The following is a 25,933-nucleotide window of genomic DNA, read 5'->3' as shown; positions in this document are numbered from 1 at the left end:
GGGGTAAGTTCAGATTAGACATTACCAATTACCCAAAATTGATTGAGGAAAAAGCCGATCGCAGCACTGCCGATCGGCACAGTCAGATTGTCAATTCCCAGTTTAGAAACCGACTCCAAAGTAGCAGCAACCAAAGCCACAATTGCTGACACCGCCCAAGTTTGCCAAACATTGCCTTGAACGAAGAGCAAAATCAAACTGCTAACAGCAAAACTCACCAAATACATAGTTGCAGAACCTTCCCAACTCTTCTGGATTCCCCAAACTCGATAAATATATTTGCCGTATTTTTTGCCGATGACAGCGGCCAATCCGTCGCCCCAAGCCATCACTAAAATGCCCAAAGCTGCGTATTCCTGATGTTGTAGCGGCCAAAACCAAGCGACGAGAACGCTAATACTCACAGCATAGAAAAAAGTCCCGAAACTCTTGCGGTTGATACTGTTAAGACTGGGCAAAATCGGCAGTTGGTAGGAAATTAGGGCGATCGCACCTGCTAAAATTCCCGCCGAAATCCCCACCCAACCGGGTATTTCGAGCCACCATGCTAGCAAAATCACATTTCCAGTACCCATGTGCACCACCTTCCGCGATACTTCAGGATCGACAGAAGTAAAGCGATTTAACCCTTCAGCTACCAGTAAAATCAAACCCAGCCAGATACCCACGAGGGAAATTTGCAACCACACAGTCGGAATTTCAGATAATATAGACACGATATTTAGGAAAAACTGCGATCGGGCAATGTTTATAACTTTAGTGGAAATAGGAAACTTGATTATTAGACTTGAGTTGCACTCAATCGCAGACAAGATTAAATTATCTGCGTCTATCGGTGTTTGTAAGCTGTTCCACATTTAAACTGCATTATTTGTGGTCTATACCCCATACTGTAAGGGGTTCAGGCAAGAAATTTAAATGACTAACAGCTTACGCTGGAAATCTGCGGTTAACAGATCGATGGAATATTTATGCAACTCAAGTCTAGTCCTGCACGCATCAATACCAAAGAAACCGGGTTTTTTACCGATATTAAGGGCTAGGATGCACTATTTTGGTAAAAAAACCGGTTTCTGACTGCCCCTGCGTAAGTCCCGTTACACTGGCACTTCCGAGAGGGGACGTTTGCTGTCAGCTACAGCGACGGCTTGTTGCAAGGCTGTGGTGCGATCGGTCAACATCCGTTCGGGCGAGATCAGATCCAACAATCCCAACTTCTGCAAGCGCTGCTGAATTTTGGTGCTGGCACCGACAATGTAAACCTGCAAGCCCTTATCGCAAGCATCGCGAATCGCATTTTCGATCGCCAGCGAAGCCGTCACCCCCAGCATCGGCACCTCAGTCAAATCCATCACCAAAGCATCCGCATCCTTCATAGCATTATGTTCGCGGGCGATCGCCTTCGACAACCCAAAAATCATCGGGCCGCTCAAACAGAACAGCAACACGCGCCCCCTACCCCGATCTAACAGTTGCTTGTCCTCATCGCTGAGGATCGCATCATCATCATCCGTATCGGAAATCAGCTTCACTCCGGCAGATTGCAAATTGCTCAACCGTTCGATCGTTAGAATATTAGCAATAAACACGCCAACACCCACGGCCACAATCAGATCCACAAACACTGTCAAAAACATCACCCCGTACATGATCAGGGAGCCCTTAACAGATACCTTGTGCGATCGCTTCAGGAAACTCCAGTCAAGGATATCAATCCCCACCTTCAGCGCAATCCCCGCCAACACCGCCATCGGAATCGGTTGAGTTAACTTCGCCGCCCCCAAAACCACCACCAGCAACACCAACGCCCGAGTTAAACCCGACAACGCCGAAGTCGCACCTGTTTGGATATTGACCACAGTTCCCATCGTTGCCCCGGCGCCCGGCAAGCCACCACAGATCCCTGACACGATATTGCCAATCCCTTGACCGATCAACTCCTTATCGGACTTGTGCTCGGTTCGCGTTAGACTGTCCGCCACCACCGCCGTCAGCAAGGTATCGATACAGCCCAGCATCCCCAGCATCACCGCATCCACAAACATCACCGTGATTTGACCTGCGGAAAAAGTCGGCAATTGCAAGGGGGGCAGTCCCACCGGAATTTCGCCAATCCGGCGAATATCCGCGCCCTGAAACACAGTCAGGGAAATTACCGTGCCGACAATCAGCGCTATCAATTGCGGCGGCACTAATTTCTTGATTTGTTTGGGCATCAGAAAAATGATCGCCACCGTCAAGGCACCGAGAATTGCTTCCGGCGGATTTACGTTTGCCAGCAACTGCGGAATTGCCATAAAAGTGCCCAAAACACCGCCCTTGGGAGGGGCTTGACCCAGAAACGGTGCAATTTGCAGAATGATCAAAATCACGCCAATTCCCGACATAAAGCCAGAAATCACGCTGTAGGGCATCAGGGTGACGTATTTCCCTAGCTTGAAAATACCAAAGATGATTTGAAACACCCCCGCCAGCATCACCACGGTAAAAGACATCGCCAGTCCTTGTTCGGGATTGCTAGCGGTGAGGGATGCGACGATCGCCGTCATCACCACAGTCATCGGCCCCGTGGGCTCGGAAATCAGTGTTGGGGTGCCACCAAACAGCGCCGCAAAGAAGCCAACGCAGATGGCACCGTACAGTCCCCCGATCGGCCCGATTCCGGAAGCGACCCCGAAGGCCAGGGCCAGGGGCAGCGAGACGATCGCAGCCGTGACACCGCCGAAGATGTCGCCCTTGAGATTATTGAAACGAATCTGATTAGTTATTGACATGAGTGGTGCATTAATAAACTAGACAGAATTTAACAATGCTGACTTTGATCCCTTCACCCTGTCTCAGGGCAAAAGTTTTTCTGACAGGCATGACAGATAGCACAAGCAGGTGAGACTCTAGCAAGAGCCTGCGATCGCTCATCAAAAAGCCTAAGCTGGTAAATAGTTAATTTTTTCCTTATTTTTTAATGTACGGTAAAATTTGCACCTATAAACTTTTTTTTTTAATTTTTTTTTTTTAATCCAGACCTCCAAAAACCTGGTGGGCTGGCAAAAATACTTAGTTGGAGTAATTTATAGTGCTTGCACCTCGATCTAAACACCCGATTTCTGCTGTTATTCAACCGATTCAAGTCAATGATACAATAGTCAGTCGGTTTAGCGAACTGGAAACTGTTAGCCCCATCATTGCACCAAATCTTTACCACTATTTGTTTGCAGCAAATTTTAAAAAATTCTACCCCAAGTATCGTCGAACATCAAAGAAAGCAAAAGTTTCAATAGGGATACGAGCAGTTTTTAGAGCGCTCTGTGAATGTTAAAATTTAGAGGAAAATAGGTTTTATGGCTGTGCAGTATGTCTTAATTATTCATGAAGTGGAAAATTATGCAGCTTGGAAAAAGGTATTCGATAATGCTAAAAACATCCGCAAAGAAGCTGGAGAGCGCTCCTATCAGGTTTTGAAGTATGAAAAGGAACCCAATAAAATTGTTCATTTCTCGGCGTGGACATCAACAACAGATGCCAGGGCGTTCTTTGAGTCGCCTGCATTGGTTAAAATTAGAGATGAAGCGGGAGTCAAAGTTCCTGAATTTATCTATTTAGACCAATTAGAGTCAGGAGTATGGTGAAAGACGAATTTCTAAGTAGTTAAATAAAATTGAGCGCACAAACAACTGATATAATATATAGCGGTTATCTGATAGATGAGGTATGCAGAAACCCTGTATTCTCAAGCTTTCTAGGTAAAAATTCATACCTCACCTTTTTGAGAAAGGCTACATAGGGGTTCTCAGATCATCGAGGAGGTATGTAGAAAGCCTGTACGATCAAGCTTTCTAGGTAAAAATTCATACCTCACCTTTTTGAGAAAGGCTATAGTACCAATAGTTCGGACAGTTTTTTAACAGTTCTGTAAGCCGATGGCGAGGAAGCCCTGCCATTTTTAACGCATTTTAGGCAACGAGTGCGATCGAGTTAAACGAAAGAAAAAATAGTTCACTACTATATAGCCAGTAAGGGTTTCGGACACTCGATAGGATCGAAAGCTGTCCGAATTATTGATAGTACAACAAATCACAAAAAATGGTATATTAATATAAGTGCGTAAACAATTAAGAGAATACTAAAAAAAAATGGTGTTGCACATTCTTTACTCATCCCCTAACACTTTTAAAGGAGACCAAATAAGGAGATGAAGAAATTTTTTCTCAGGTTATTGCTGGGAACGTTATTATCTCTTGGGATTTTGGCGATCGCACCAATGCCAGTTATAGCCGTCGGTACGATGCCCCAAGCGCCATTATCAGCAGAACTCGATATTTTTTTGACTTCTCTTCCTCGCGATTATTACACGATTACAAATACAGAAGCTCTCAAAAGTATTGTCAAAAAGGATAATGCTTTATTAATTGATGTCAGACAGCCTTCTGAATATACCTCTGGTCACATTCCCAATGCCATTAATATTTCCTTGCAAACTTTAACCGCAAATCTTGATAAAATTCCAAAAGATCGCCCTGTAATTCTTTATTGCACAACGGGCTATCGAACGGCAATGGGAGTTATGACTTTGCAAATGTTAGAATATACTAACGTGCGGGCTTTTCCTCCTAGCATTCAAGGTTGGAAAGCAGCAGGAGAACCTTTGGAAAAGTAGAATGTAATTATTTCAGCCCATTCATGAAAAAGAGGAATCTTGATGATCCAATATCGTGTCAAAAAAATGTTTTCCCAGTTCCTATTGCTAGGAGCCTTAGTGTTGACTTTATCTCTGGGCTTAGGAATGTTAACTACTCCCCATGCAGTCGCAGCAATTCGACAACTAGAAGAAGCACCAGGACAAATCGTTTACCAATCCAGGGAAACCCTCAAAGATCAGCACGGAAGTAGCTGGCAGGCGATCGCTTTTCAACGTGTTTCTCCTAATGGCGAAATGAGTTTAGAACTGCGTTTAGTCGGCTTCCCTGGTGGGGTAGAAATTGACCGCACTCAGCCATTATTGTTGACGGATTCACTAGGTCAAACCCTGACTGCTTCTGATACCTCTAGCACTATTTTTACTGATTTATCCGCTCCCGAACCTCATGTAAGTCAGTATGACATTCTGCCGTTGTTACCGGAGTTGCAGGCAGAAATTCCCCTAAAGTTGACGATATCAACGCTCGGCGGTGAAGCGATAGAGCTATCAGTTTCACCATCTTTTGTGCAAGAGTGGAAAACCCTCTTGTCTTCAAGAGAGTAGGTTTGGTTGAGTAGGAGAATTCAAATCAGCGCTGTCAGACTAGGCGGTAATCTCAAATCTTGGCTGTTATAACCGCCCGGTATTCTCTCGAAATCCTCTTTCACAACTGGCGTTTCAACAACTCTCGCACTGCCGCAAAAGCCCTCTCCCGCCACTCCACCGGCAGCAGCGACAATCCCAAACCAGCCCACATTTTCGCCTCAGAAACAGACTTTCCAGCCCTGACCATCTGCCGCCCTTGGGCAGTTTCACCGAGCTCAATCAGCCGCAAACCAAGCGCTAATTGAGTTTCTGCAAGCCTTTTGAGTCTGACTGTTTCGAGGTTCTCTGACTCAAATTCGTAGCCGGTCAAATAGCGCAATTTATCGCTCAAATACGGAATTGCCCGATCGACTCCTTGCTGTTCTGCGTGAAATCGATACTCCATCAACAGCTCTGGCAAGTAATAGCATTTTTTGCCCGCAATTGCAAGTCTCACAAACAAATCGTTATCTTCGCAATTTTGCAAATTCGGCCGCAGAAATCCGACTGATTCCAGCGCGGGGCGGCGAAATAAAGTCGCCCCTATTTGCAAACTCTGTCTCAGAAAAACTGTCGAGAGCAAATCTTCAACAATTCCAGCCGACAACTCGGTGCGGCCCCACCGCTGCGAATTCAGTTTCGTCTGGCTTTCGTCAATATAATTGTTAATGTCGATCGCCCAGTGATCTGTACTGACAAAATCGATGCTGGGGTCTTTATCTAAAATAGCAGATGTCCGCTCTAGAAATTGCGCGCTCAGGCGATCGTCATCGTCAAATTTGATAAAATATTCGCCCCTTGCCGCCGCAAATCCCGATCGCATATTATTACTTTTGCCGATATTCTGCGGGTGGCGAATGTAGCGAATCCCTTGCTCTACAAATTCTGACATTAACAGCGGAGTGCTGTCAGTCGAGCCGTCATCGCAGACAATTAATTCAAAATCTGTATAAGTTTGATCTAGCACGCTGGCGATCGCACTAGCCAGCAAATGCACTCGATTGCAAGTAGGAATGCAAACGCTAATTTTCGGCACAAACAAAGACCTTTTTAGATTTTAGATTTTAGATTTTAGATTTATAAAAATTAAATTTTCACTTCTTCCTTCTTCCTTCTTCTTTATTCCTTCCTTCCTTCCTTGTTCCTTCGATTAACTGTCAACTCTTCCTTCTGTCAACTGTCAACTGTCAACTGTCAACTGTCAACTGTCAACTGTTCCTTGTTGATATTAACTTAAACGAGCCGTACATTCGAGAATTAACTTTTGATTCACCAAAGCAAAAGGTTGAATTTCCAAAGCGCGGCGAAAAGCTCGAATAGCACTTCTGTATTCTCCCAAGGCAGCGTAGCACAAACCCAGACCGTGCAACGCCCCAAAATGCACCGGGTTCAGTTTGAGGACGATTTCGCAGTCGTGGAGCGACTTTTTATAATTTCCTTGGGTATAGTGAAGTACGGCGCGTCGGTTCCAAGCTTCAGCAAAATCCGGCGCTTCCGCAATCAGTTTCGTCAGCAAATCCAAAGCGTGGTGAACATCGCCTGCATCCAGCGAAACTTGCGATCGCCTGAGAATTTGCATCCCGTAATCACCCTTCTGGTTAAACCAAGTGCGCCAGAGTTCTGTAGTTGCCCGATCGCGCACGCTTTCTTCGGAGTTTTTTAAGTCTTGGAGCAGCGCTTTGACAGATAATTCGTCCATAGGTGCGAAGATTGTTAAAAAAGTTTTATCAGTCAATCTTATCGCGACAGCGGCAATTTTATTTATCCAACATCCCATGCAGATTTTGATGCTTTCCTCGACTTTTCCCTACCCACCAAGCCGCGGAGGAACTCAGGTAAGGACGTTTAATTTATTACAATACTTGAGCCGGCGGCATGATGTAATTCTCGGCACTGTACGATCGCCCGATGTCACCGACGCACAAATCGAGGCATTGCGAGGGCAAGTTAAAGAATTAGCAGTTTTTCCCCACCCGCAGATCCCCCCCCAAACCCCCCTTGCTAAGGGGGGGCTAAGACTCCATCAGAAGACTCAGGAGGAGTTATTTCCCCCGCCAAACCAGAAGACTCAGGAAGAATTCTTACCTCCCCCCCTTAACAAGGGGGGGACTGAGGGGGGGTTCTTTCCTCCCGTCAATCAGGGGATTGATGAGAAAATGAACGAAATACTCGGAAAACTGCACAGATTTAGTCAATTTTTGTTATCCGGGACACCTCCGAACGTACTCTCAAGCTACTCCCAAGCAATGCAGAATTGGGCTGACGAATTGGTAACAGCAGGCAAATGCGATGCTGTCACCTGCGAACACAGCGTTAACGAGATTTACGTGCGTCCAGAATGGCGGCAAAAACTGCTGACAGTGGTCAATATTCACAGTTCGGTTTGGGGAACTTGCAGGGAAATGTTAGCAATCGGCACCTCGGAAAAACCCCTGCGCGATCGACTAAATTTACCGCTACTCGCCCGCTACGAAAGACGATACTGTGCCAAATTCTCCCGCATTGTCGCCACCACATCCACAGACAAGCAGCAACTCCTAGAATTGCTGTCGCAGGCGGGAAGACTCCGAGAAAAACCAGATTTTTTTGTGCCTCCGATTGATGTTATTCCTAATGGTGTGGATTTGACAGAATTTCCGTACCGGTCGATCGATCCGGGAGGACACACCTTAATTTTTGCAGGCGCCATGAACAATTTGCCCAATATTGACGCGGCGCGGTTTCTGAGTTTGCAAATACTGCCGCCTTTGCAGCAGCGCTATCCAGATGCCACCCTCACCCTAGTCGGGGCTTCGCCAGTCCCGGAAGTGCTCGCCTTGGGGGAACTTCCGGGAATTCAAGTAGTAGGCCGGGTGCAAAGGGTGGCAGAATATTTGCATCAAGCTGCTGTTTGTGTGGTGCCGATGCGGATTGGTTTTGGGATTAAAAATAAAACTTTGGAGGCGATGGCAGCGGGAACCCCCGTCGTTGCGAGCGATCGAGGTTTGGAGGGTTTAGCCGTCGATGGTGGCCCACAACCGAGAAGGGCCTTGCGGGCGAACAAAGTTCACGAGTATGTTGAGGCGATTACCAGTTTGTTTGAAAATCAGCAGCTAAGACAGGAGATCTCTGTCAACGCTCGATCGCTCGTTGAAAGCCAATACACCTGGGATATCATAGGTCGGCAGTACGATCGGCTATTGCAATTTTAAACTCTAAATTCTAAAATCTAAATTCTAAAATGGGACGATGGAACACAAAATTAACCCCTCAAAAAATCGAGCCAAACCCCCAGAAAATCGCAAAGTTGCTCCTCCTCCGACAAGACGCCGTCGCCAAACCCGACGCGCCAAAAATCTTCAAGAGTCCCAGCTTCCAATACCTACTCCCCGAACTCGCGCCAGATATCCCTGGAAAAGACTGATAGCTAATTTGACAGCCCTCAGCGTCTTGGGTGGCTGTGCAGCTTTGATGGGAGGCGGCGCTTGGCTGAGTTATCAGCTAATTGTCGATCCCAATGGCAACAGGTTGATCTCTCAGTTTGTGCCGGAATGGTCGCGCCTGCCTACAGGTAGCAGAGATTCGATCCAAACTCTCGATCAAATCAAAGCCAGCATCCGCAAATTGGGATTCGTAACCGGAGAACCGCTGCCGCTTCCCGTCGATCGATCCAGCGATAATTCTATTTCCGATTTGCTATTGCCGGTGATGGTAGAAAGAACTGTTAAGGCTTCTACTGTTTGCAAAAATCCTTGCCGTCAAATTGTCGAACTTCGGGTGTACAAGCAGGTGCAGTTTCCCGATCGCAGTTCCGATAAAGAGCAGTATTTTCAGTTAGCAAGTTCTGTGAACGTAGAAGGCCCGGCGGAATCTTTTGTCATTGCTTCTTTAGCTGACTCTACATCTGACAATCAAGCCTCGAATCAGTCCCTACCCCTAACAGAACTGCGCCGCTTTGACGGAAAGCCCCCCGCCTCCGGCATTTGGTTTAATGTCAGCGGTCAACTAAAGCGGGGCGACAAGAAAATTCCCTACGGACAAGTCGTTCGCTACAACCCCAGCCAAAATCATTTAATGCCGCTGTTGGAGTGGGCGAGTGCGGCTGGACAACCGCCGAATTGGCAGCAAATTGTTAAGGGGGAAAATCCGCAGTTGGCGATCGACCAAACAGTTGGTTTAGAGCCGCAATTTACCCTTTATCAAATTGGCCCGCGCAAATTTCTGCCGAACCCAGTTCAGTTAACCGCGATTTCTTTAGAAGAATTTGCCTTCAATGACGAGACTTATAAAAACGGGCTGCGGCTGGCAAAAAGTGGGCTGTGGTCTCCAGCATTAAATGTCATGCGTATTGCTAAGGGGAAAGCCGACAAAAATTGGCCCGCAGTCGCGCAAGCTCAGCTAGAGACGATCGAATTTCACGCTAAAATTACCCGGGCTCAGGCGATCGCATCTTGGGCCAGTCCCGGCCAACAAGTTCTCGCAGAACTGATCGACGGCCGCTGGAGTGAAGCTTTGCAAGTATTTGAAGCCGATCCGAGTAACAGTCACGAAATAGCCACAACCCTCAAAAATGACGGCGGGCGGATCTGGAACCGCATAGACGCCGCCTTGAGAGTGAATGCCGCTGACGCCGATGTCAAGGCTTGGGGCGCCCTGATTGTAGCCTCTCAAGACGGAACTCGTGAGGCGATGAATTGGCTCGACCAGCAATCAGATACTGACAGGGAAACAAGAAGTCGAATTCGGAATTTGGTCAACAAACTTGAGGAAGCAGTTTCTCAGGCTGAAAGTTTAGAAGACCACAAGAGTCAAATTATGGGTTCTGCTACTTTAATTAGCAGTGTCAATCCCGCTGAGTGGCTGGAACCCGAACCGAACAACGAGTTAAAATTGACCGGAGAACAAGTTTGGTATCAGGTGCAGGTAGCGAGTTTTTACGATGGTAGCCGCTGGGTTAATTCGCCCTTTTCTGATGTAGAAGTGCGCTCTTTTCCTGGTACTCAAGTCAAGTGGCTCTGGGGGCGGCTGGGATTACAGGCTGACCCCAAGATTAAGATTGAGGTAGCGATGGCTAACGGTCAACAAAGAGTTGCTGTGGGAACGGTGAAAGCAGTGCAGATTCAAGACGGAAGTCTGCGCTTGCTGGCGGCCGTTGACAAGCGATCTTGACAGTTGACAGTTGACAGTTGACAGTTGACAGTTGACAGTTGACAGCTTGCCCTGAGCGCAGTCGAAGGGATGAGGGCGACCTCTACCTGGAAGTCCGAGGATTCGAGTAATGCAATACTTCGGACAGTTTTATATCTAATCGAGTGTCCGAAACCCTGACTGGCTATATTCTGGACTATTATTTCAAGGTTTAAGTAAGCGCGCTAAGTTTCAGAAAATGCGTTAAAAATGGCAGGGCTTCCTCGCCCTCGGCTTACAGGGTCGTTAAAAAACTGTCCGAAGTATTGGAAATGAATAGTCTTGTTTTAATTTCTCCCTATAAGGAAGAGGCTTTAAACCAATTCTTTCTGGTAATCTGGGATCGAGCATTCGGTAGAGGGAACAGTCCCGGAGGCAATCTTGACACGAAGAAACCCGAGTTTTTTACCATTTCTGCCGATTGCAACAGAAGTATTTTCGTAAAAAAACCCGGCTTCCTTCCACCTGTACGTCCAAAACTAGGAAAAAGGAAAAATCTTTCTTTTGCCCCTCGCGTAACTCCGAAAGCAGCGCAATCTCAACACTCTTCCCCTTACTCCTCTCGAACTCCGACAACAATGCAGACAAAAATGTTGTTAATTTAATTAATTAACACAACGTGTGCACAAAAAACCCAGAGATGTCAAATCGCGCCCTTTTTAGAGAGTGCTGCAATCATCTGGCGTTTCACTGCTTTAGCCCAAAGCTCAAACTCCAAACTGTTGATATTATGAATTTTCACTTCCTCAACAGGCTGAGTTGGGGCTTCTTTCTGTGCTGTAGTCTCCATTGTTTTTTTCCTCGTCAAAAAATGTTAGTAGTTGATCGCAAACGGTTAGCATCATACATCTATTTTAATAACTAATTCTTGCAATTAATTAAACTAAAGGCAGAGAATTTAACCATCAAATGCAGTAAATACATCTAGATCATGCAATTTACGAATTTAATGTAAGAAAACCCTACAACCATTGTTATATATAGGCTTTTCCTGACATTGAAATTTTACAATTTACATTGTATGGCACTATCAAACCAATGCTTATGTTAGTAAACTTATTTTTAAATGAATGTATTGGCATATACAGCAGAAAATAATTTTATTGAATTCACAGAGTGCCATAAAGCCGTAGCGTAGCGGGGTGTAAGCCATCGCCCGCATCTCCGAGTCCGGGTACAATATAGCCGTGTTCGTCCAAACACTCGTCAACTGCCGCCGTATAAATCTGCACGTCAGGGTGTTGTTCGTGAAAGTGCCCCACTCCCTCCGGTGCCGCCAGCAAGCACAAAAATTTAATAGACTTCGGATTAACTTCTTTCAGCCTATCCACTGCCGCCACTGCTGAATTACCAGTAGCCAGCATCGGATCGACAATTAAAACATCTCGCTGTTCGATATCCTGGGGAACTTTGAAATAATATTCGATCACCATCCGAGTTGTCGGATCGCGGTACAAACCAATATGTCCTACCCTCGCAGACGGAATCAGCTCTAAAATACTATCTAACAGTCCCTGACCGGCGCGCATAATCGAAATAATCACAATTTTCTTTTCAGCAGCCAGCACCGGTGCATTCATTTTGGCGATCGGCGTTTCTATTTCTTCATATTTCAGCGGCAAATCTCGCGTAACTTCATAAGCTAGCAGCATCCCAATCTCTTTCAGCAGTTGGCGAAATTTCGCCGTGCTCGTTTGAGTTTGCCGCATGAGAGTTAACTTGTGCTGTATCAAAGGATGGTCGATGACAGTAACTTTAGAACTCATTTTTTTGAATAATTAATCTGCTTATCACGTCAAATATTGCACTTGCCGCTAAGCAGCTTGTGGGGAGTGTAGTGTGAGCAATAGTTTTCAGGTTGGAATTTTGAATTTTAAGTTGGAAGAGGGGATAAATTTCCCTCTTCCTTCTTTTTACCCTGAGCGAAGCCGAAGGGCTTTCTTCCTTCTTCTCTCTTCCCCCTAAAACACAGTGCCGTCACTTTCAATCTGAATTGGTGGCCCTCCACCAGCCCTCAATTCTGCCGCAATTTTCCGCCCCGCCGCCCAAGTTCCTCCTTGCAAAATCTTCACCAGTGGCAATTCTATCGCACTCAAATGCAGCTTTTCTCGCATAGCTGCGGCAATTTTATCTAAAAGATTCACAGTCAGCGATCGCCATTCCACTATAACTTCCGAACCGGGCAAATAACTCTGCTCAAAAACAGCCGCATCTTTTACCCGCAGCAGCCCGACATCCAAACACAAACCGCCGTTTCGGTACTCCGGTAATCCCGTTAACTCATCCAATCCGGCGACTTCTAAACCAAGTTCTTGCAGCGGTTCCAACAGCGAATAAGTCAACCACTGCGATAGTTTGTGAAACGGCACAAATTCATCTCCCAAATTTTCTCCTATTAAAGCTGAATGCTGCCAAACATCCCCTAAATTAACCCCACCAATGGCATATCTTCCCGGCCAAATCTCCTCAAAACCTGTCAAAACAGCATTCAATACTTCAGAAGCATTCACAGTTTTGACTCCAGAAACCCGACTGTCGAGCAAGTATTGTACCAAATTGCCGGGACGCGGGTTTGCGCTGCCAAATAATAATCGATGCTGGCAAATCGCCTTCCCCAAACGCTGCAACAATTCTAATCTGCCTGTTAAACCAACTAGCGGATTGTCTCGACTTACCTGAAATCCCGCAGCTAAGGTTTCTAGTTTTAATTGAGAAAGTCCGCGAGAATCAGCAGAAAAAGGAAAATCGGGATTACTGGAAAAAACACCTTGACAAAACATCCGAAAACTGGCTATTGCTAACCCTTCAGAACGGCGGTAAACCTGTCCGCTTTCTGGTTCACAATACTGCCAATCTGCACCAGCACCGGCATCGAGCAAAACGCTAACAATTGCTAAATCAAATTTGATCTTAGCTTGCTCTATGAGTGAAAATTCTGCTAAAGCTGCATCCAATTCGGCGACTCGCTGCAGGTTGCCAGCTTCAAAATGCCGCCAGCGACTGTGAAAAGGAATGTTAAAATCGGGATACTGTTGGCGCGTTGTGTCAATTACATAATTTGCTGCTTTGTCGAGTTGGGATAAATCGACGCGGAAGTAGCGGAGTTTATCCACGCGGGCTAAATCAAAAAGCCGATCGCACTTTTGGCGAATTGCAGCCGGCGTTCTCAGATATTGTACAGTTTCCAGTTCAAGTTTGCTCAACTTCATACAATCAAACACCGATAAACATCGTTTTCTTGAAAAAAGTCAAACTGACTGTAATCTAAAAGATTATCTAAAATCGCATTTTTATCGATTTTGATCAGCTTGTACTCCCACTTCGAGCCGCTAACTTCGCGTTTTATTTGATCGGAAACTATCACCGAATTTCTTTCTATACCCGGAGATACTATTTTACTTAAATCTTCCAGCCTGTCGGCGATGTTAATATCTTTTCCGTAAGTGCAAGACCGAAAAATATACAAATTTCCTTTAGCAACTCCTACCGACAAGCCGCAAGGTATTTGATTTCCGTGAATAAACAGTTTCCAATTCTCGCACAAACTTTCCATTGCCGCTAAGGCTGAATGAGCTTCCGGGAAAGTTAACAAATGCGAATCGCCAACTATACTCCGAATTGTGCCACCATATTCTTCGCAAATGTTTTTTTCAAAAGTATCGAAGTTAGTCAGCAAATATTCAACATCTTTGATAGAATTAGATTCTTGATAAGCAATAAAACCTCTCAAATCAGCTTTAATTATTGCTTGATTTTCAACTATCCGCGTTTTGTGACTTTGGTCAACTTTGTAAACTTTTTCAGGTTCGCTCATCCCTTTCAAAGAAAACTCGTTAACAAAAGATGTTTGCACTTCTGCCTTGTTGAGCGCCAGCCATGCTGCTTGGGATAAATATATTTCATCCGGCGGAGTTACTGATTCTATCCGCGCTGTTAAATTCACTGTATCGCCAAAAATATCTTTATCTTGGTGCAAGACATCTCCTAACGTAATCGACACGCGAATAGCCAATCGTTCATCATTCGATTTGCTAGATTGTTCAGCTCTCAATTCTTGCTGCATTTCTATGGCTGCCATCGCCGCTGCTGTGACGCTGGGAAAAATCATCCAAAAGGAATCACCTTCCCCTTTAATCATGCTGCCTTCATTTCTGGTACTAATATCTGAAATAAAAATTTTATGCTCGTTTAACAAACTACTTAATTCCGACTGAGATAATTTTTTAACTCTGGCGGTATATCCACAAATATCTGTTTTTACGATAACAGTAGAACGCAAATTAGCCATAACCTACCCTGACCGATCAAAGACCAGCAATATATTTTATTTGGCAAAGACGCGATTGTTCGCGCCCGATTGTTCGCGTCTTTGGCCTGTCAATCTCCTAAATCGCGTCCGATGGCTTCTGCAAGAATTGTAGCATCTGGCACGGGGTCTGGCGTGTAGTAGCCGGCTGCTTTTTTGGCGGCGATTTCGACTTGGGCGTCTGCGGGAATCCAATTTTCGGGAATGGGGATGCGATCGACTACTTGAATGCCAGAATTGATAATTGCATTGTATTTGAGATCGCTCATAGAAACTAAACTGTCAATTCGAGAGATGCCCAACCAGTGCAAAACATCTGGCATGAGTTCTTGAAACCGCATATCTTGAACTCCGGCGACACATTCAGTGCGAGTAAAATAGGCATCAGCCCGATCGCCCCCTTCCTGCCGTTTTCTGGCATTGTACACCAAAAACTTCGTAACTTCCCCCAAAGCTCTGCCTTCCTTGCGGAAATAAACAACTACCCCAGAACCGCCAGATTGTGCCGTTTGGATGCAAATTTCAATCCCGTGTACCAAATAAGGACGGCAAGTGCAGATATCCGAACTAAACACGTCAGAACCGTTGCATTCATCATGTACCCGTACCGCCAACTGCTTCTGTGGGTCAGAAATATTCGCGACATCGCCAATAATATAAACCGTAGTTCCGCCAATTGGGGGCAAGAAAACGTGCAAGTCCGGCCGCGTCACTAAATCCGAGAACATTCCGCCTGTTTCCTCGAACAGGACACGCCGTAGAACACTTTCTTCAGCGCCGATCCGCTGAGCAATTCCCGGCAAATACCACACCGGGTCGATCGCAATTTTAGTTACTGCTAAATTGCCACCTGCTTTGACTATTTTGCCATCAATTTGCACTCGCCCCTTAGCTATGGCATCTTGCAATTCCGGCATATTAATGTGAGCTTTAGTGACAGCAATCGTCGGTCGAATATCATATCCCTGCTGGAGAAATGAAGTATAAACTTCGCTGACCAAACCCCCAAAGGGATCGAGAGAAACAATCAAATTGCGATCGCCCCAACTCGGGTGCGGCCCGATGTGTGCGGCCGGAGAGGTGTTGGTAAAATCGGGGCGGTGATCTGCTTGGAGTGCCCCGGAAGCCACTGCTAGCGCGCGATAAACAGAGTAGGAACCCGAATGAGTGCCGATCGCATTCCGGTGAGACGATTTGGTGAGGCTACCAATCACAGGCCCCCGTTTCAGCGGATCGATTTCTCCCCAGTAAATGGGATGAGGTTTTGTGCCGGATCTGTCGGGATGGGATGTTAAAACTATATGTTTGGGTTTTGACACAGTTGTTTTTGGCTCTTGCTATGGCAATTTTAAACAATTATCGATTGTAACAACACAATTGTGTCTGCGGAAGTATCCGATATATCCAATTTCATCGAAATCTTCTCTAGCAATTATCTTTCATTTGTGAATGATATTTTTTTACTAACCGCAGAGAGCGCAGAGGCCGCAGAGGAGGAAAAAAGAGAGTAAAAGGGAAAGAGAGAAATAAAAAAGTTCCCAAATATGGCAATAATTGCTATATTTAGAACTGGTAGCGATCAATTTTAGATAAAATTCTACCTCACAAAGTTAATGTTGCCAAGTACATCTAATTTATTGCTCAAAAATGCTCGCGTCCCCCTGTCTCTGCTAGAGATGAAATCGATCGCCCCGTCAGCTTCTACTGTGGCGACAACGGGGAGTGAGAACAATTTTTGTTTGGTGGATTTGGAAATTGCAGCGGGTACGATCGCCCAAATCATCCCCACAAATACGCAACCTTTATCGCAACTTCGAGATATCCCAGTTGTAGATTTGCAGGGCGGCTTAGTTTGGCCTTGTTTTGTGGATATGCACACGCATTTAGACAAAGGCCACATTTGGGAACGATCGCCCAATCCCGATGGAACTTTTGCAAGTGCGCTGGAGACTGTGCGTGCTGATGCCGAAAAACACTGGAATGCAGAGGATGTTTACCGGCGGATGCAGTTCGGCCTCAAGTGCAGCTACGCCCACGGCACCAAAGCCATCCGCACTCACATCGACAGCGCAGGCGAACAGGGAACCGTTAGTTTAGCAGTATTTGAAGCTTTGCAAGCCGAATGGAGCGATCGGCTAATTTTGCAAGCAGTTTCCCTAGTTTCCCTCGACTATTACCTGACACCCACAGGCGAAAAATTAGCAGATAGAATTGCCCAAATCGGCGGCATCCTCGGCGGAGTCGCCTACATGAACCCGGATTTAGACAAACAACTCGATCGCGTATTTAGCTTAGCCCAAGAACGCGGTTTAAACCTCGACTTCCACACCGACGAAACCGACGATCCAGAATCAGTAACATTGCGGGAAGTCGCAAAAACCGCCATCAGCCATAAATTTAGCGGTCAAATTATCTGCGGGCACTGCTGCAGTTTAGCCGTACAACCGCCCGATTTAGTAACAGAAACTTTGACATTAGTCAAGCAAGCAAATATTGGCATTGTCAGCTTACCGATGTGCAACCTTTATTTGCAAGATAGACAATCTGGGCGTACACCGCGCTGGCGGGGAGTGACGCTGGTGCACGAACTCAAAGCAGCAGGAATTCCCGTCACAGTTGCTAGCGACAACTGTCGCGATCCGTTTTACGGATTTGGAGATCACGATGTTTTAGAAGTCTTTAATATGTCAGTCCGCATAGCCCATTTAGACAGGCCTTGGGAAGATTGGCCGCGCACAGTCACAACAACACCAGCAGATTTAATGGGATTGCCGAATCTAGGAAAAATTGCCGTTGGTGTACCAGCAGATTTGATTTTGTTTAAGGCGCGAAATTTCAGCGAACTGTTATCGAGGTCACAGCGCGATCGCACAGTTTGGCGGCAAGGTAAAGAAATTGATACAACTTTGCCCGATTACCGCGAACTCGACGATTTGTTAGCAAGTTAAACTTCTAGCAATCATCACATCAACTGTCAACTATTTCTCTTTCCTTCTCTTCCTTCGCGTCTTCGCGGTTCGTTAAAATCCATCGCTGTAAACTTGTCAATTCACAACTAATTTGATATAAATGTAAAAGCTGATTCGATTGAGGATGTTTTAAGTGAAAGCAGTTATTTTATTGTCGGGAGGGCTGGATTCCTCAACAGTTTTGTATCAAGCCAAAGCCGACGGCTGCGAGTGTTACGCTATTTCCTTTGACTACCAGCAAAGGCACCGGCGGGAGTTGGATTCAGCAAGGGCGATCGCACTTTCAGCGGATGTTAAGGCGCATCAGGTGATAAACTTTGATTTGACGCTGTGGGGCGGTTCGGCTTTGACGGACAATCAGATGGAATTGCCGATCGATCGCAACCTGGCAGAAATGTCGCAAAACATCCCCATTACCTACGTTCCAGCTAGAAATACCATTTTTCTTAGTTTTGCCCTCGCCTACGCAGAAACCCTAGAAGCCGATCGTATTTACATTGGCGTCAACGCTTTAGATTATTCCGGCTATCCCGACTGTCGCCTCGATTACATCCAAGCCATGCAGGAAGCATTTCGGTTAGGAACGAAGCAGGGAAGGGAAGGAGAAGCTATTAAGATTGTCACACCTTTAATCGAACTTAAAAAAACTGAAATTATTGAATTGGGTAACAAGTTGGGAGTGCCTTGGGAGCAAACTTGGTCTTGCTATGCAGGTGGGGAAAAAGCCTGCGGCGTTTGCGATTCTTGTCGGCTGCGGCTGGCGGCTTTTGAAGAATTAGGGTTGCAAGATCCGGTGCTTTACGCTTAATATGTAGGGTGCGTCAGACGGCAAACCATAATTATTTCGTACTCGCTTCAAGCCTGACGCACCTTACAAGTTATTTGGTTGGCGTAGTGATTTTGATATTCATGGTTTGATTTGAAAAGGATGCTTCTTAGATGAATTATTCAGATATTGACAGCTTGACCGAATTGGGTAATCGAAGAATGATGCAAACTCGCTTTGCTCAATTCGCTGGCGATCGGGAGCAATTTGGACTCATCTTGATAGATATAGATGGATTTATATATTTCAACGATCGCTACGGTCATAATGTGGGCGATGAAAAACTGAAAGAGATTGCTAAGTTGATTTGCCAAAATTTACCGGATGGTATTGATGTCTTTAGAACAGGTGGAGAGGAATTTTTAATTCTTATAAATAATTTGAAGATGGCAGAAGTTGTCTTACTAGCAATGCGAATTTGTAAGGCAGTTAATCAGAATTATTCTCATCTTCCCCCATTGCGAAGCTTTTTTTGTATGAGCGATTGCAGTTATGTAGAAGTTGCTCTTCCGTTGACAGTATCTTGTGGGGTAGCTTTCTATCCCGAACATGGTGTAGATTATTCCACTCTGTATGGGGCCGCAGAGGAAGCCGCACTAAGAGGTGGCAAACGCTTATATGGTGGTGTTGTGGGTGTAGCGATGAATTTAGACGGTTCTTGTTTTTTGCCTTCGACGGAGAACAAAAATACTGATTTGTAACTCTAACAAAATCCAGGACGAGTGACTTAAACATAGTCCTAGACGCACGGGTAGCTAGAAACCGGGTTTTTTAACCAAAATATTTGCTTAAAACTTTAAATTAAGGTAAAAAACCCGGTTTCTTTACCTTAATGCGTAAGTCATGAAACCGTTCGCAGATAATTTCGGATCTCTAAAAAATTGCCCTATTTCGATCGCCCTTTCCATCCCAATCTTAACTAGAAAATCTCGCCCCTCCTCTCAACCCGCTATTCGATCGCCCTTTCCCCACAAATTCTCCATCCGCTGCTGCAACTTCACCCAAAGTTCGATCGCCCGCAGCCCCTGACAGCAACTGAATTTGAATTTGATCCAAGCGGGGCCCGCACGCAGAAACCACCGTAAGTTCCGCATTGTCGCCGCGCCAAACTTCCCCAACAGCCGGCATTCTTTGCAACTGATAGCTCAGAAAACCTCCGATTGTCTGATATTCGTCTGTCACCTGCAAATCCAAATTCAATATTTGATTCACATCATCTACATTTAACTGCGCTTGCACCAAAAAAGTGCGATCGTCCAATACTTGCAAAGCAATTTCTTTACTGTCGGGCGAGTGGTAAGTGCGGCCGATAATTTCCGCAATCAAATCCCTCAGCGTGACTAACCCGGAAATGCCGCCAAATTCATCGACAACGATCGCAATTTCTTCCGACGAACTCTGCATCAAAGGCAGCAGTTCCCCCAGCAGCATCATCTCCGGCACAAACCTCACCGCACGCATCCAAGTTACAATTTCCGTGTCGGGAGATAGCAAACCTTGAGCTAGAGGTTTTGCAAGTTGCTTGAAACCAATAATGCCAATAATGTCGTCTAAAGAATCTCCCGTCACGGGATAGCGGGAATGGTTAGAAATTGCCATTTCGTCGAGCAAAGTTTGAAAGGTAGCCGTCTTCGGAAGTGCGATAATGTTCGGCCTCTGCACCATCACTTCTTCTACCCAAACTTCGCCAAATTCAAACACGTTGTTAAGTAGTTCTCGCTCTTCTGCTTGCAAGCCGCTTGATTCGCTGGAAGTAGCTATAATTAATTGCAGTTCTTCGGGAGTAACCGGCCGATGTCTTAGGTCGTATTCGATGCCCCCAAACCGCAAGAGCGATCGAGTAGATTGATTAAGAAACGACACAAAGGGATTGAACAGACGGGAAATCAATAAACTCGGAGGCCCTAAACTTCTGGCTAGCTGTTCGGAATAAAGTAACGCTACAGATTTGGGAAAGAGTTCGCCCAGTACGATTTGCAGGTAAGCTAGCAACAAAAAAGTTACTATTGGTATGCTAAAAGAATGGGCGATCGCCGACTTGATGTAAATTGGCAGCGGCAAATAGCCGATCGACATTCGGACTAGCACGGCGATCGTACTTTCCCCAATCCAGCCGAGAGCTAAACTAGAAAGAGTGATTCCCAACTGCATTGTCGAGAGCAATCTCTCAATACTTTTCTGCAAAGATTGCACAGTTAGAGCTGCAATGTCGCCAGCTTCTACTAACTGATTGATGCGCGATCGGCGTACCGTCACCATCGAAAACTCAGCGGCCACAAAAAAAGCATTGATTGCAATCAGCAACAGCACTGACAGCAACCGCGACAGCACCTCTGTCAAACTCATCGCGGGTAAATCAGATATCTCCTGCACTCTCGCCCCTAAAAGTGACACAATGCTCCCTAAAAAAACTTTCTCGATCAAACCTGAGAATCGGTCTACAGGTTTGGTCTTCTTTTATTTTACTTCGCCACTGGAATGCCAGATATTTGCAACTGAAGTTTTTGACCTGGATAATCTGTCAGCGTCAGCGAAACTTCCTTAGCATTTTCCAGTAAAGCTGTGGGAATACTCACCGTACCGTAAAACACCTGCCCGTTGGGGGGGAGTTCCGACGGCAAATCCTCGGCAGTCGCGCTCAGGGCCCGGCCACGATCGTCAGTGACGTTCAAGAAACTGTAGAGAAACCTCACAGCTTGGGAGCCTTCATTTTTCATGCTCACGTCTAGCAGCATGGAATTGTTGCGCTGACTGGCCGCGCTTACCTCCAGAGTTATTCCCCCGTCGCGACTGTTCAGGGGAAACTTGGCGCTGGCATTTTGTGCAGCCGGTTTTTTGGCCGCGGCTGATTTAGAGCTTGCCTTCTCTGTTTTAGTATTTGCCCCGGCCGTTGTTTTTTCGGGATCGCGACCTTCTACCCGTGCTTTGACGGTTGTGAGAATGTCTTTTTCTTTCAAAATGCTCACTTGGTCTTTGCTAGCCTTCGTTCCAGGCTTGCCGCTGCCAGCATTGTTGCTGGGACGAACATCGGGTTGAGTCGTTCCTTGTAAGGCTTCGCGACCTATAGTAAATCCCCAAACAGAACTCGTCACGCCTGCTCCAAACATTAGAGCGAGCAGAATTAGAGTCAGCACTACCGTCGAATTCACTGCCATTGCCTATAAGTTTATGCCGAACCCTAGAAACTGCTTTGTCCGGTCGATTGGCTTGCCTAACATTGGCTAACAGGCGATCGGGACTCAGCAGATCTAAAGATTTTGATTTTTGTTCTCTAGTTCTAGCACGGACTGGGAAATTATGTTATACTTCATTTTGAGTTAAATCAAAGAAATAGATTTAACGGCAGTTGGCCGAGCGGTTTAGGCAGCGAACTCATAATTCGCCCCAGGCAGGTTCAACTCCTGCACTGCCGATTTTTAATAATTTAGGACGCTCAGCGCTCTGGCTAAAAACCAGGTTTCTTCCCAGATACCCGTCCAGGACGGATGGGGGCTAGAAACCCGGTTTTACGAAAAATTTGCGACAAGTAACGAAAAATATCCGAATAAACCTGGTTTGTGAGGTCGCAAGTGCGATCGCCAACTAGAAATTTGGTCGATCGCAATCTGTTAAGCTCGCACTGCACTCGGAAAAATATTATTCTGATCATTGGTCAAGGATATCAAGCCTTAATCAATTCCACATTAGATCCGCTCGCTTCTGAGATGGCGGGCGCTGCGCGGCGACGCTCACACTGCACTCCAAAAATTATTATTCTGATCATTGGTCAAGGATATCAACCCTTAATTAACTCCACTCCGTAGCGCCCGTCGAGCTCTTGAACGTAAACCTTAACTTGTTCTTCCTTTGCAGTCGGCAACTTTTTACCCGTAAAATCCGGCTGAATCGGTACTTCTCGGTGGCCACGATCAACTAATACCGCCAACCAAATTTTCTCCGGCCGCCCGTAATCATTTACCGCATTCAAAGCCGCTCGACTCGTTCTGCCTTTATATATAACGTCATCTACCAACACCACAGTTTTGCCCGTCAAATCGAAAGGAATTTCTGTTTTAGCCGGTGTCCGCATCGCAACTCGATCCAAGTCATCTCGGTAAAAGGTAATATCCAAAGCGCCCACGGGTACTTTGACTTGTTCGAGAACTTCAATTTGATCTGCCAAAATTTGAGCTAAAGGCACTCCTCTACTATGAATGCCCAACAGCACTAACTCCGAGGGATTCCCTGATTTTTCGACAATCTGGGAAGCGACGCGGGTGAGAGTGCGTCTCACTTCATCAGGGGATAAAATTTTGATAATTTTAGTCATGGGTTGCTGCGAGCTAATTGTTGGCTGTTGGCATATCTAACAATTTGAGATTTGAGATTTGAGATTTGAGATTGACTTTACAGATTAATTTGGGGGTTTGAACAAAGGTCAAAACTTTTTTTTGCTTTTGTCGGTGGTTGATGTCTGTGTTCTGCAGGACTGACCCCGAACGGATGAAAAGCAGATGCTGCGATTGCTTGGCTGAGGGCGAACAATCACATAAATACGTTATTTATGCCTCCTGGACTGTTCGAGTGAGGTCATAAGCTAGCGGCTCAAACATAATAAGGTATAAAAAAGCAATGATAGTCCCAACCAAATCAGAAAGCAATACCGAGTTAATTCCAATGCTTGGCAAATTAGCTGCGCTGTGATAGGGTAAACCGGCTCGCCTAACAGGGGTTTGTCTTTGAGAACTCCGCGATAGGAATTAATACCTCCTAGTTGCACTCCCAAGATGGCGGCGTAAACGCACTCACTCCAACCGGAATTGGGACTGGCATCTTTAACTGCATCTCTCTGACAAATCTGCCAAATGTACATCGGTTTGCCAGATATTAAGGCTAAAGTAATCACTGTTAGTCGGCAAGGAATCCATGTCAACACGTCATCTAGTTTGGCACTAAACCATCCTAAATCAGTGTATGGCGCTTCTTTGTAGCCGATCGTAGAATCTAATGTGCTGGCTGCTTTGTAAGCGATCGCCAAGGGGACTATAGCACTCGCCCACATCGAGTTAGGATCGATCGGGCGATCGGTAACACTTAATAATAGATGTGGCAGAGCGAACCCAAGTAATGCATAAAATAGCGGTGCTGTCACACCATCGACTGCATTCTCTGTTACAGTTTCTAACAATGCTCGTAGAATTTCTGGCTCGGATAAGTTTTCGGTATCCCGGCCGACGTAAAGGCTCAACCTTTCTCGCGCCTTGACTAAATCTCCAACATTTAAAGGTGCTAGCACATCCTCCGCTGCCGCCCTCAAACTGCGACCTGCAAAACAGCTTGCCAGCAAAATGGTCTGTATGGCAATACCTAAAAGAGGATGTACCCAACTAGCAGCTTGGACGATCCACCAACTGACAGTATAACTGCCTACAATCAGCCCGATCGCTAGTATTGTACCAGCACATCGTAGCAGCAGTTTGTGCTGCTCGCCAGCGGGACGATCCTCTGCTTCAGGCATTTTGCCTGCGGGATTATTCCATATATTAAAGACAAGTCGAGTATAACGGTCGATCGCCCAACCCATCGCTTGCACGGGATGTGGCCAACCCCAAGGATCGCCGATCGAATAATCCAACACCGCAGCTAAAATCAAAACAGGAAATTCATCCGGCATCATTATATATTGTGTCAAACTTGATAGTCTGTCCGAGCAAGAGCGCTCGCAGGATAGCCACGGTTTTAAATGCTGCCACCCTTGCTGACTTGGATTTTTGATCCCTAATTTTAACTGCTGAGATTACTTTCGTCGCCCAGCAAGTGTACGTTCTCCTCCCAATTAACACCATCAAAGGGTAGGATCTGAAAGTGCGAAATGGCATCAGAGTCAAGACAGCGGACGTTGACATCAAAATGATCGGGATGCGATCGGGGGCGATAGAACGAGTGAATGCCGCAAATTCGGCAGAAAGTATGTTGAGCAGTTCCTGTATTAAATGTATAGGTTGTCAAAACATCTTGGCCACTGAGCAAGGTAAAACGTTCTGGCGGCACAATGAGGTGCAAAAATCCCTTCTTTTTACAGATAGAGCAGTTGCAATCAGATGCTTCGTGTTTGCCAACGGCGACACGGAAGCGGACAGCTCCGCAGTGACAGCCGCCAAAGTAGGTAACAAGTGTTGTGTCCATGTGTGCTAGAAGAGCGATCGAATAAATGAACTTACCATTTAAATGATAAAGCTGGTTTCTTCCCCAAGAGCCGCTTGCCAACTGCGGACATCATAGTATAAGTCTTCGAGGGAAATACTGTACAGCGCTTCGGCAAGTTTTTTGTGCAATCGGTTCCATAAACTGAATGTTACCCAGTCCTCTGCTTGCGTCGCGTCGGGAAAATGTCGAGGTAAAGGTTCAATAGTTTCACCTACAGCCTCTAAGATTTGTCCTAAAGAGATTTGAGCTGGCTGGCGGGCTAATTGATATCCTCCTTGGGAGCCCCGAACAGATTGGACTAAACCGGCTCGTCGCATTTCAATCAGCAATTTTTCTAGATACGGAGCCGGTAACTCCTGTCGCTTCGCTATCGATTTCACCGATGTCGGGCCAAAGCGAGGTTGCAAACTTAGATCCAGTAATGCTTTGACACTGTAGTGTCCGCGTGTGGTTAACTTCATAGGATTTTAAGAGCGGGGCAAATATTCAGCTAGCTGATAGCTGATAGCTTATGCTACCGAGTTTAGAGATTGCTCGCACCGGCTGCAGCTACTCCTCAAGAAAGACTGCAGGTTGTTAAAAATATTTAGATAATAGTGGTTAACAATTGAGCCGATCGGTGTAATATGGTTTTACGACCAGCTATAAAGCTAAAGTTTCTTGGTTAAACCAAAAACCAACCGAGAAAAAATCCGTACACCAGTTGAATATTTCAGGACTCAGTAAATGGCTAAAAAGAAAAATATCGAACCCCTTGAAGGCGAAGATCTGATCAAAAAGGTCAAAGAGCTAGAGAACCTTACCAAGGAAGAAAAAGCTAGAGCCTGTGGCTACTACACCATTACCAAGAACGGCGTAGAACGGGTCAACATGATGAAATTCCTGAATGCGCTGATTGATGCAGAAGGCATTCAGCTAGACGGGAAGCAAAACGGCAATGGACGCGGCGGACGTTCTGCCAGCTATCGGATTAGCGTTCAATCTAACGGCAACTTACTGATTGGAGCTGCCTACACCAAACAGATGGAACTCCAGCCAGGAGATGAATTTGAAATCTCTCTGGGACGCAAGCACATTCACCTGCGCCAAATTGATCGAGAAGAAGAAGTAGCCTAGGCCTTTACCACTTGCTTTGACTTCTTGCTTGAACTGGTTGGTTTGACTTCAAGCATTGACTGCAAGCAGAGAATTGGCTCTGAAATCTTTCTGTGAGCCTAAAA

At 45.9% G+C, this 25,933-nt stretch carries 24 protein-coding genes and 1 tRNA gene; 10 read left to right on the top strand and 15 right to left on the bottom strand.

The features are described from left to right. Positions 1-14: 14 nt before the first annotated feature. Positions 15-716, bottom strand: a complete 702-nt coding sequence (locus QUA58_RS01090; protein WP_333392696.1) for a diacylglycerol/polyprenol kinase family protein — start codon at positions 714-716, stop codon at positions 15-17. 381 nt (positions 717-1,097) lie between these two features. After that, positions 1,098-2,774, bottom strand: a complete 1,677-nt coding sequence (gene bicA, locus QUA58_RS01085; protein ID WP_333247292.1) for a bicarbonate transporter BicA — start codon at positions 2,772-2,774, stop codon at positions 1,098-1,100. Positions 2,775-3,338: 564 nt separating this feature from the next. On the opposite strand from bicA, the gene QUA58_RS01080 reads away from it, so the two are divergent. The 3 genes from QUA58_RS01080 (at position 3,339) to QUA58_RS01070 (ending at position 5,239) form a co-directional block, all read left to right on the top strand. Then, positions 3,339-3,626 carry an antibiotic biosynthesis monooxygenase gene (locus QUA58_RS01080; protein WP_333392694.1) on the top strand — a complete coding sequence of 96 codons (288 nt, stop codon included), beginning with the start codon at positions 3,339-3,341 and terminating at the stop codon, positions 3,624-3,626. A 563-nt stretch (positions 3,627-4,189) separates the two neighbouring features. Next, on the top strand, positions 4,190-4,654 hold the full coding sequence (locus QUA58_RS01075) for a rhodanese-like domain-containing protein (protein WP_333392693.1): 465 nt from the start codon (positions 4,190-4,192) through the stop codon (positions 4,652-4,654). 42 nt (positions 4,655-4,696) lie between these two features. Continuing rightward, positions 4,697-5,239: a DUF3122 domain-containing protein gene (locus QUA58_RS01070; RefSeq protein ID WP_333392691.1), complete on the top strand. Its 543-nt coding sequence runs from the start codon at positions 4,697-4,699 to the stop codon at positions 5,237-5,239. Between the two features lie 100 nt (positions 5,240-5,339). Here the strand turns inward: QUA58_RS01070 and QUA58_RS01065 are convergent, their stop codons facing one another. After that, a complete protein-coding gene (locus tag QUA58_RS01065; protein ID WP_333392689.1) occupies positions 5,340-6,296 on the bottom strand; it encodes a glycosyltransferase family 2 protein in 957 nt (318 codons plus the stop codon). Positions 6,297-6,488: 192 nt separating this feature from the next. Continuing rightward, a complete protein-coding gene (locus QUA58_RS01060; RefSeq protein WP_333392687.1) occupies positions 6,489-6,959 on the bottom strand; it encodes a tetratricopeptide repeat protein in 471 nt (156 codons plus the stop codon). A 76-nt stretch (positions 6,960-7,035) separates the two neighbouring features. Here QUA58_RS01060 and QUA58_RS01055 point away from each other — a divergent pair, with 76 nt between their 5' ends. Both QUA58_RS01055 and QUA58_RS01050 read left to right on the top strand, forming a co-directional pair. After that, positions 7,036-8,451 carry a glycosyltransferase family 4 protein gene (locus QUA58_RS01055; protein WP_333247527.1) on the top strand — a complete coding sequence of 472 codons (1,416 nt, stop codon included), beginning with the start codon at positions 7,036-7,038 and terminating at the stop codon, positions 8,449-8,451. 37 nt (positions 8,452-8,488) lie between these two features. Continuing rightward, a complete protein-coding gene (locus tag QUA58_RS01050; RefSeq protein ID WP_333392685.1) occupies positions 8,489-10,408 on the top strand; it encodes a hypothetical protein in 1,920 nt (639 codons plus the stop codon). A 661-nt stretch (positions 10,409-11,069) separates the two neighbouring features. Here the strand turns inward: QUA58_RS01050 and QUA58_RS01045 are convergent. The 5 genes from QUA58_RS01045 to QUA58_RS01025 form a co-directional block, all read right to left on the bottom strand. Continuing rightward, a complete protein-coding gene (locus tag QUA58_RS01045; protein ID WP_333247283.1) occupies positions 11,070-11,216 on the bottom strand; it encodes a hypothetical protein in 147 nt (48 codons plus the stop codon). A 319-nt stretch (positions 11,217-11,535) separates the two neighbouring features. Continuing rightward, a complete protein-coding gene (gene upp, locus QUA58_RS01040; RefSeq protein ID WP_333392683.1) occupies positions 11,536-12,192 on the bottom strand; it encodes a uracil phosphoribosyltransferase in 657 nt (218 codons plus the stop codon). A gap of 195 nt (positions 12,193-12,387) precedes the next feature. Then, on the bottom strand, positions 12,388-13,635 hold the full coding sequence (locus QUA58_RS01035) for a URC4/urg3 family protein (RefSeq protein WP_333392682.1): 1,248 nt from the start codon (positions 13,633-13,635) through the stop codon (positions 12,388-12,390). Continuing rightward, positions 13,632-14,714, bottom strand: coding sequence for an adenylate/guanylate cyclase domain-containing protein (locus QUA58_RS01030; RefSeq protein WP_333392681.1), 1,083 nt, complete (start codon positions 14,712-14,714; stop codon positions 13,632-13,634). The genes QUA58_RS01035 and QUA58_RS01030 overlap by 4 nt, the downstream gene beginning before the upstream one ends. Before the next feature lie 89 nt (positions 14,715-14,803). Continuing rightward, entirely contained in the window at positions 14,804-16,051 is a 1,248-nt protein-coding gene (locus QUA58_RS01025; protein WP_333247276.1) for a GTP cyclohydrolase II, read from the bottom strand. A 294-nt stretch (positions 16,052-16,345) separates the two neighbouring features. Between QUA58_RS01025 and QUA58_RS01020 the strand changes: the two genes are divergently transcribed. The 3 genes from QUA58_RS01020 to QUA58_RS01010 all read left to right on the top strand — a co-directional run bounded on the left by QUA58_RS01020 (position 16,346) and on the right by QUA58_RS01010 (position 19,228). After that, on the top strand, positions 16,346-17,680 hold the full coding sequence (locus tag QUA58_RS01020) for a cytosine deaminase (RefSeq protein ID WP_333392680.1): 1,335 nt from the start codon (positions 16,346-16,348) through the stop codon (positions 17,678-17,680). A gap of 154 nt (positions 17,681-17,834) precedes the next feature. After that, positions 17,835-18,509 carry a 7-cyano-7-deazaguanine synthase QueC gene (gene queC / locus QUA58_RS01015; RefSeq protein WP_333392679.1) on the top strand — a complete coding sequence of 225 codons (675 nt, stop codon included), beginning with the start codon at positions 17,835-17,837 and terminating at the stop codon, positions 18,507-18,509. A gap of 131 nt (positions 18,510-18,640) precedes the next feature. Beyond that, entirely contained in the window at positions 18,641-19,228 is a 588-nt protein-coding gene (locus tag QUA58_RS01010; protein WP_333392678.1) for a GGDEF domain-containing protein, read from the top strand. A gap of 214 nt (positions 19,229-19,442) precedes the next feature. Here QUA58_RS01010 and QUA58_RS01005 read toward each other — a convergent pair whose 3' ends face one another. Continuing rightward, positions 19,443-20,921 (bottom strand): hemolysin family protein, encoded by a 1,479-nt coding sequence (locus QUA58_RS01005; protein WP_333247268.1) that lies wholly within the window; start codon positions 20,919-20,921, stop codon positions 19,443-19,445. Between the two features lie 68 nt (positions 20,922-20,989). Next, positions 20,990-21,682 (bottom strand): hypothetical protein, encoded by a 693-nt coding sequence (locus tag QUA58_RS01000; protein WP_333247266.1) that lies wholly within the window; start codon positions 21,680-21,682, stop codon positions 20,990-20,992. Between the two features lie 185 nt (positions 21,683-21,867). On the opposite strand from QUA58_RS01000, the gene QUA58_RS00995 reads away from it, so the two are divergent. Further along, a tRNA-Ile gene (locus tag QUA58_RS00995) sits at positions 21,868-21,940 on the top strand. Between the two features lie 362 nt (positions 21,941-22,302). Here QUA58_RS00995 and pyrR read toward each other — a convergent pair. From pyrR to QUA58_RS00975, 4 genes are all read right to left on the bottom strand, one after another. After that, positions 22,303-22,836 carry a bifunctional pyr operon transcriptional regulator/uracil phosphoribosyltransferase PyrR gene (gene pyrR, locus QUA58_RS00990; protein WP_333247264.1) on the bottom strand — a complete coding sequence of 178 codons (534 nt, stop codon included), beginning with the start codon at positions 22,834-22,836 and terminating at the stop codon, positions 22,303-22,305. A 267-nt stretch (positions 22,837-23,103) separates the two neighbouring features. Continuing rightward, positions 23,104-24,183, bottom strand: coding sequence for an adenosylcobinamide-phosphate synthase CbiB (gene cbiB / locus QUA58_RS00985; protein ID WP_333392817.1), 1,080 nt, complete (start codon positions 24,181-24,183; stop codon positions 23,104-23,106). Positions 24,184-24,290: 107 nt separating this feature from the next. Beyond that, the gene (locus QUA58_RS00980) at positions 24,291-24,692 is read right to left on the bottom strand and encodes a GFA family protein (protein ID WP_333392677.1); all 402 of its coding nucleotides are present in this window, start codon (positions 24,690-24,692) and stop codon (positions 24,291-24,293) included. Positions 24,693-24,730: 38 nt separating this feature from the next. After that, the gene (locus tag QUA58_RS00975; RefSeq protein WP_006635345.1) at positions 24,731-25,174 is read right to left on the bottom strand and encodes an Rrf2 family transcriptional regulator; all 444 of its coding nucleotides are present in this window, start codon (positions 25,172-25,174) and stop codon (positions 24,731-24,733) included. Positions 25,175-25,439: 265 nt separating this feature from the next. On the opposite strand from QUA58_RS00975, the gene QUA58_RS00970 reads away from it, so the two are divergent. Continuing rightward, on the top strand, positions 25,440-25,829 hold the full coding sequence (locus QUA58_RS00970; protein WP_333247260.1) for an AbrB family transcriptional regulator: 390 nt from the start codon (positions 25,440-25,442) through the stop codon (positions 25,827-25,829). The last annotated feature ends 104 nt before the right edge of the window (positions 25,830-25,933 follow it).

The sequence above is a fragment of the Microcoleus sp. N9_A1 genome, from assembly GCF_036701795.1.
Taxonomy (GTDB): domain Bacteria; phylum Cyanobacteriota; class Cyanobacteriia; order Cyanobacteriales; family Microcoleaceae; genus Microcoleus.
Note: the sequence above shows the minus strand (reverse complement) of the source record. Positions and strands in the feature narration are given on the sequence as shown.

Coding starts and splice junctions, on each gene's coding strand:
- cbiB (WP_333392817.1), bottom strand. CDS start 24,183: ATGATGCCGGATGAATTTCCTGTTTTGATTTTAGCTGCGGTGTTGGAT.
- QUA58_RS00980 (WP_333392677.1), bottom strand. CDS start 24,692: ATGGACACAACACTTGTTACCTACTTTGGCGGCTGTCACTGCGGAGCT.
- pyrR (WP_333247264.1), bottom strand. CDS start 22,836: ATGACTAAAATTATCAAAATTTTATCCCCTGATGAAGTGAGACGCACT.
- bicA (WP_333247292.1), bottom strand. CDS start 2,774: ATGTCAATAACTAATCAGATTCGTTTCAATAATCTCAAGGGCGACATC.
- QUA58_RS01045 (WP_333247283.1), bottom strand. CDS start 11,216: ATGGAGACTACAGCACAGAAAGAAGCCCCAACTCAGCCTGTTGAGGAA.
- QUA58_RS01075 (WP_333392693.1), top strand. CDS start 4,190: ATGAAGAAATTTTTTCTCAGGTTATTGCTGGGAACGTTATTATCTCTT.
- QUA58_RS01000 (WP_333247266.1), bottom strand. CDS start 21,682: ATGGCAGTGAATTCGACGGTAGTGCTGACTCTAATTCTGCTCGCTCTA.
- QUA58_RS01080 (WP_333392694.1), top strand. CDS start 3,339: ATGGCTGTGCAGTATGTCTTAATTATTCATGAAGTGGAAAATTATGCA.
- QUA58_RS01030 (WP_333392681.1), bottom strand. CDS start 14,714: ATGGCTAATTTGCGTTCTACTGTTATCGTAAAAACAGATATTTGTGGA.
- QUA58_RS01055 (WP_333247527.1), top strand. CDS start 7,036: ATGCAGATTTTGATGCTTTCCTCGACTTTTCCCTACCCACCAAGCCGC.
- QUA58_RS01060 (WP_333392687.1), bottom strand. CDS start 6,959: ATGGACGAATTATCTGTCAAAGCGCTGCTCCAAGACTTAAAAAACTCC.
- QUA58_RS01035 (WP_333392682.1), bottom strand. CDS start 13,635: ATGAAGTTGAGCAAACTTGAACTGGAAACTGTACAATATCTGAGAACG.
- QUA58_RS00970 (WP_333247260.1), top strand. CDS start 25,440: ATGGCTAAAAAGAAAAATATCGAACCCCTTGAAGGCGAAGATCTGATC.
- QUA58_RS00975 (WP_006635345.1), bottom strand. CDS start 25,174: ATGAAGTTAACCACACGCGGACACTACAGTGTCAAAGCATTACTGGAT.
- QUA58_RS01050 (WP_333392685.1), top strand. CDS start 8,489: ATGGAACACAAAATTAACCCCTCAAAAAATCGAGCCAAACCCCCAGAA.
- QUA58_RS01020 (WP_333392680.1), top strand. CDS start 16,346: ATGTTGCCAAGTACATCTAATTTATTGCTCAAAAATGCTCGCGTCCCC.
- upp (WP_333392683.1), bottom strand. CDS start 12,192: ATGAGTTCTAAAGTTACTGTCATCGACCATCCTTTGATACAGCACAAG.
- QUA58_RS01010 (WP_333392678.1), top strand. CDS start 18,641: ATGAATTATTCAGATATTGACAGCTTGACCGAATTGGGTAATCGAAGA.
- QUA58_RS01070 (WP_333392691.1), top strand. CDS start 4,697: ATGATCCAATATCGTGTCAAAAAAATGTTTTCCCAGTTCCTATTGCTA.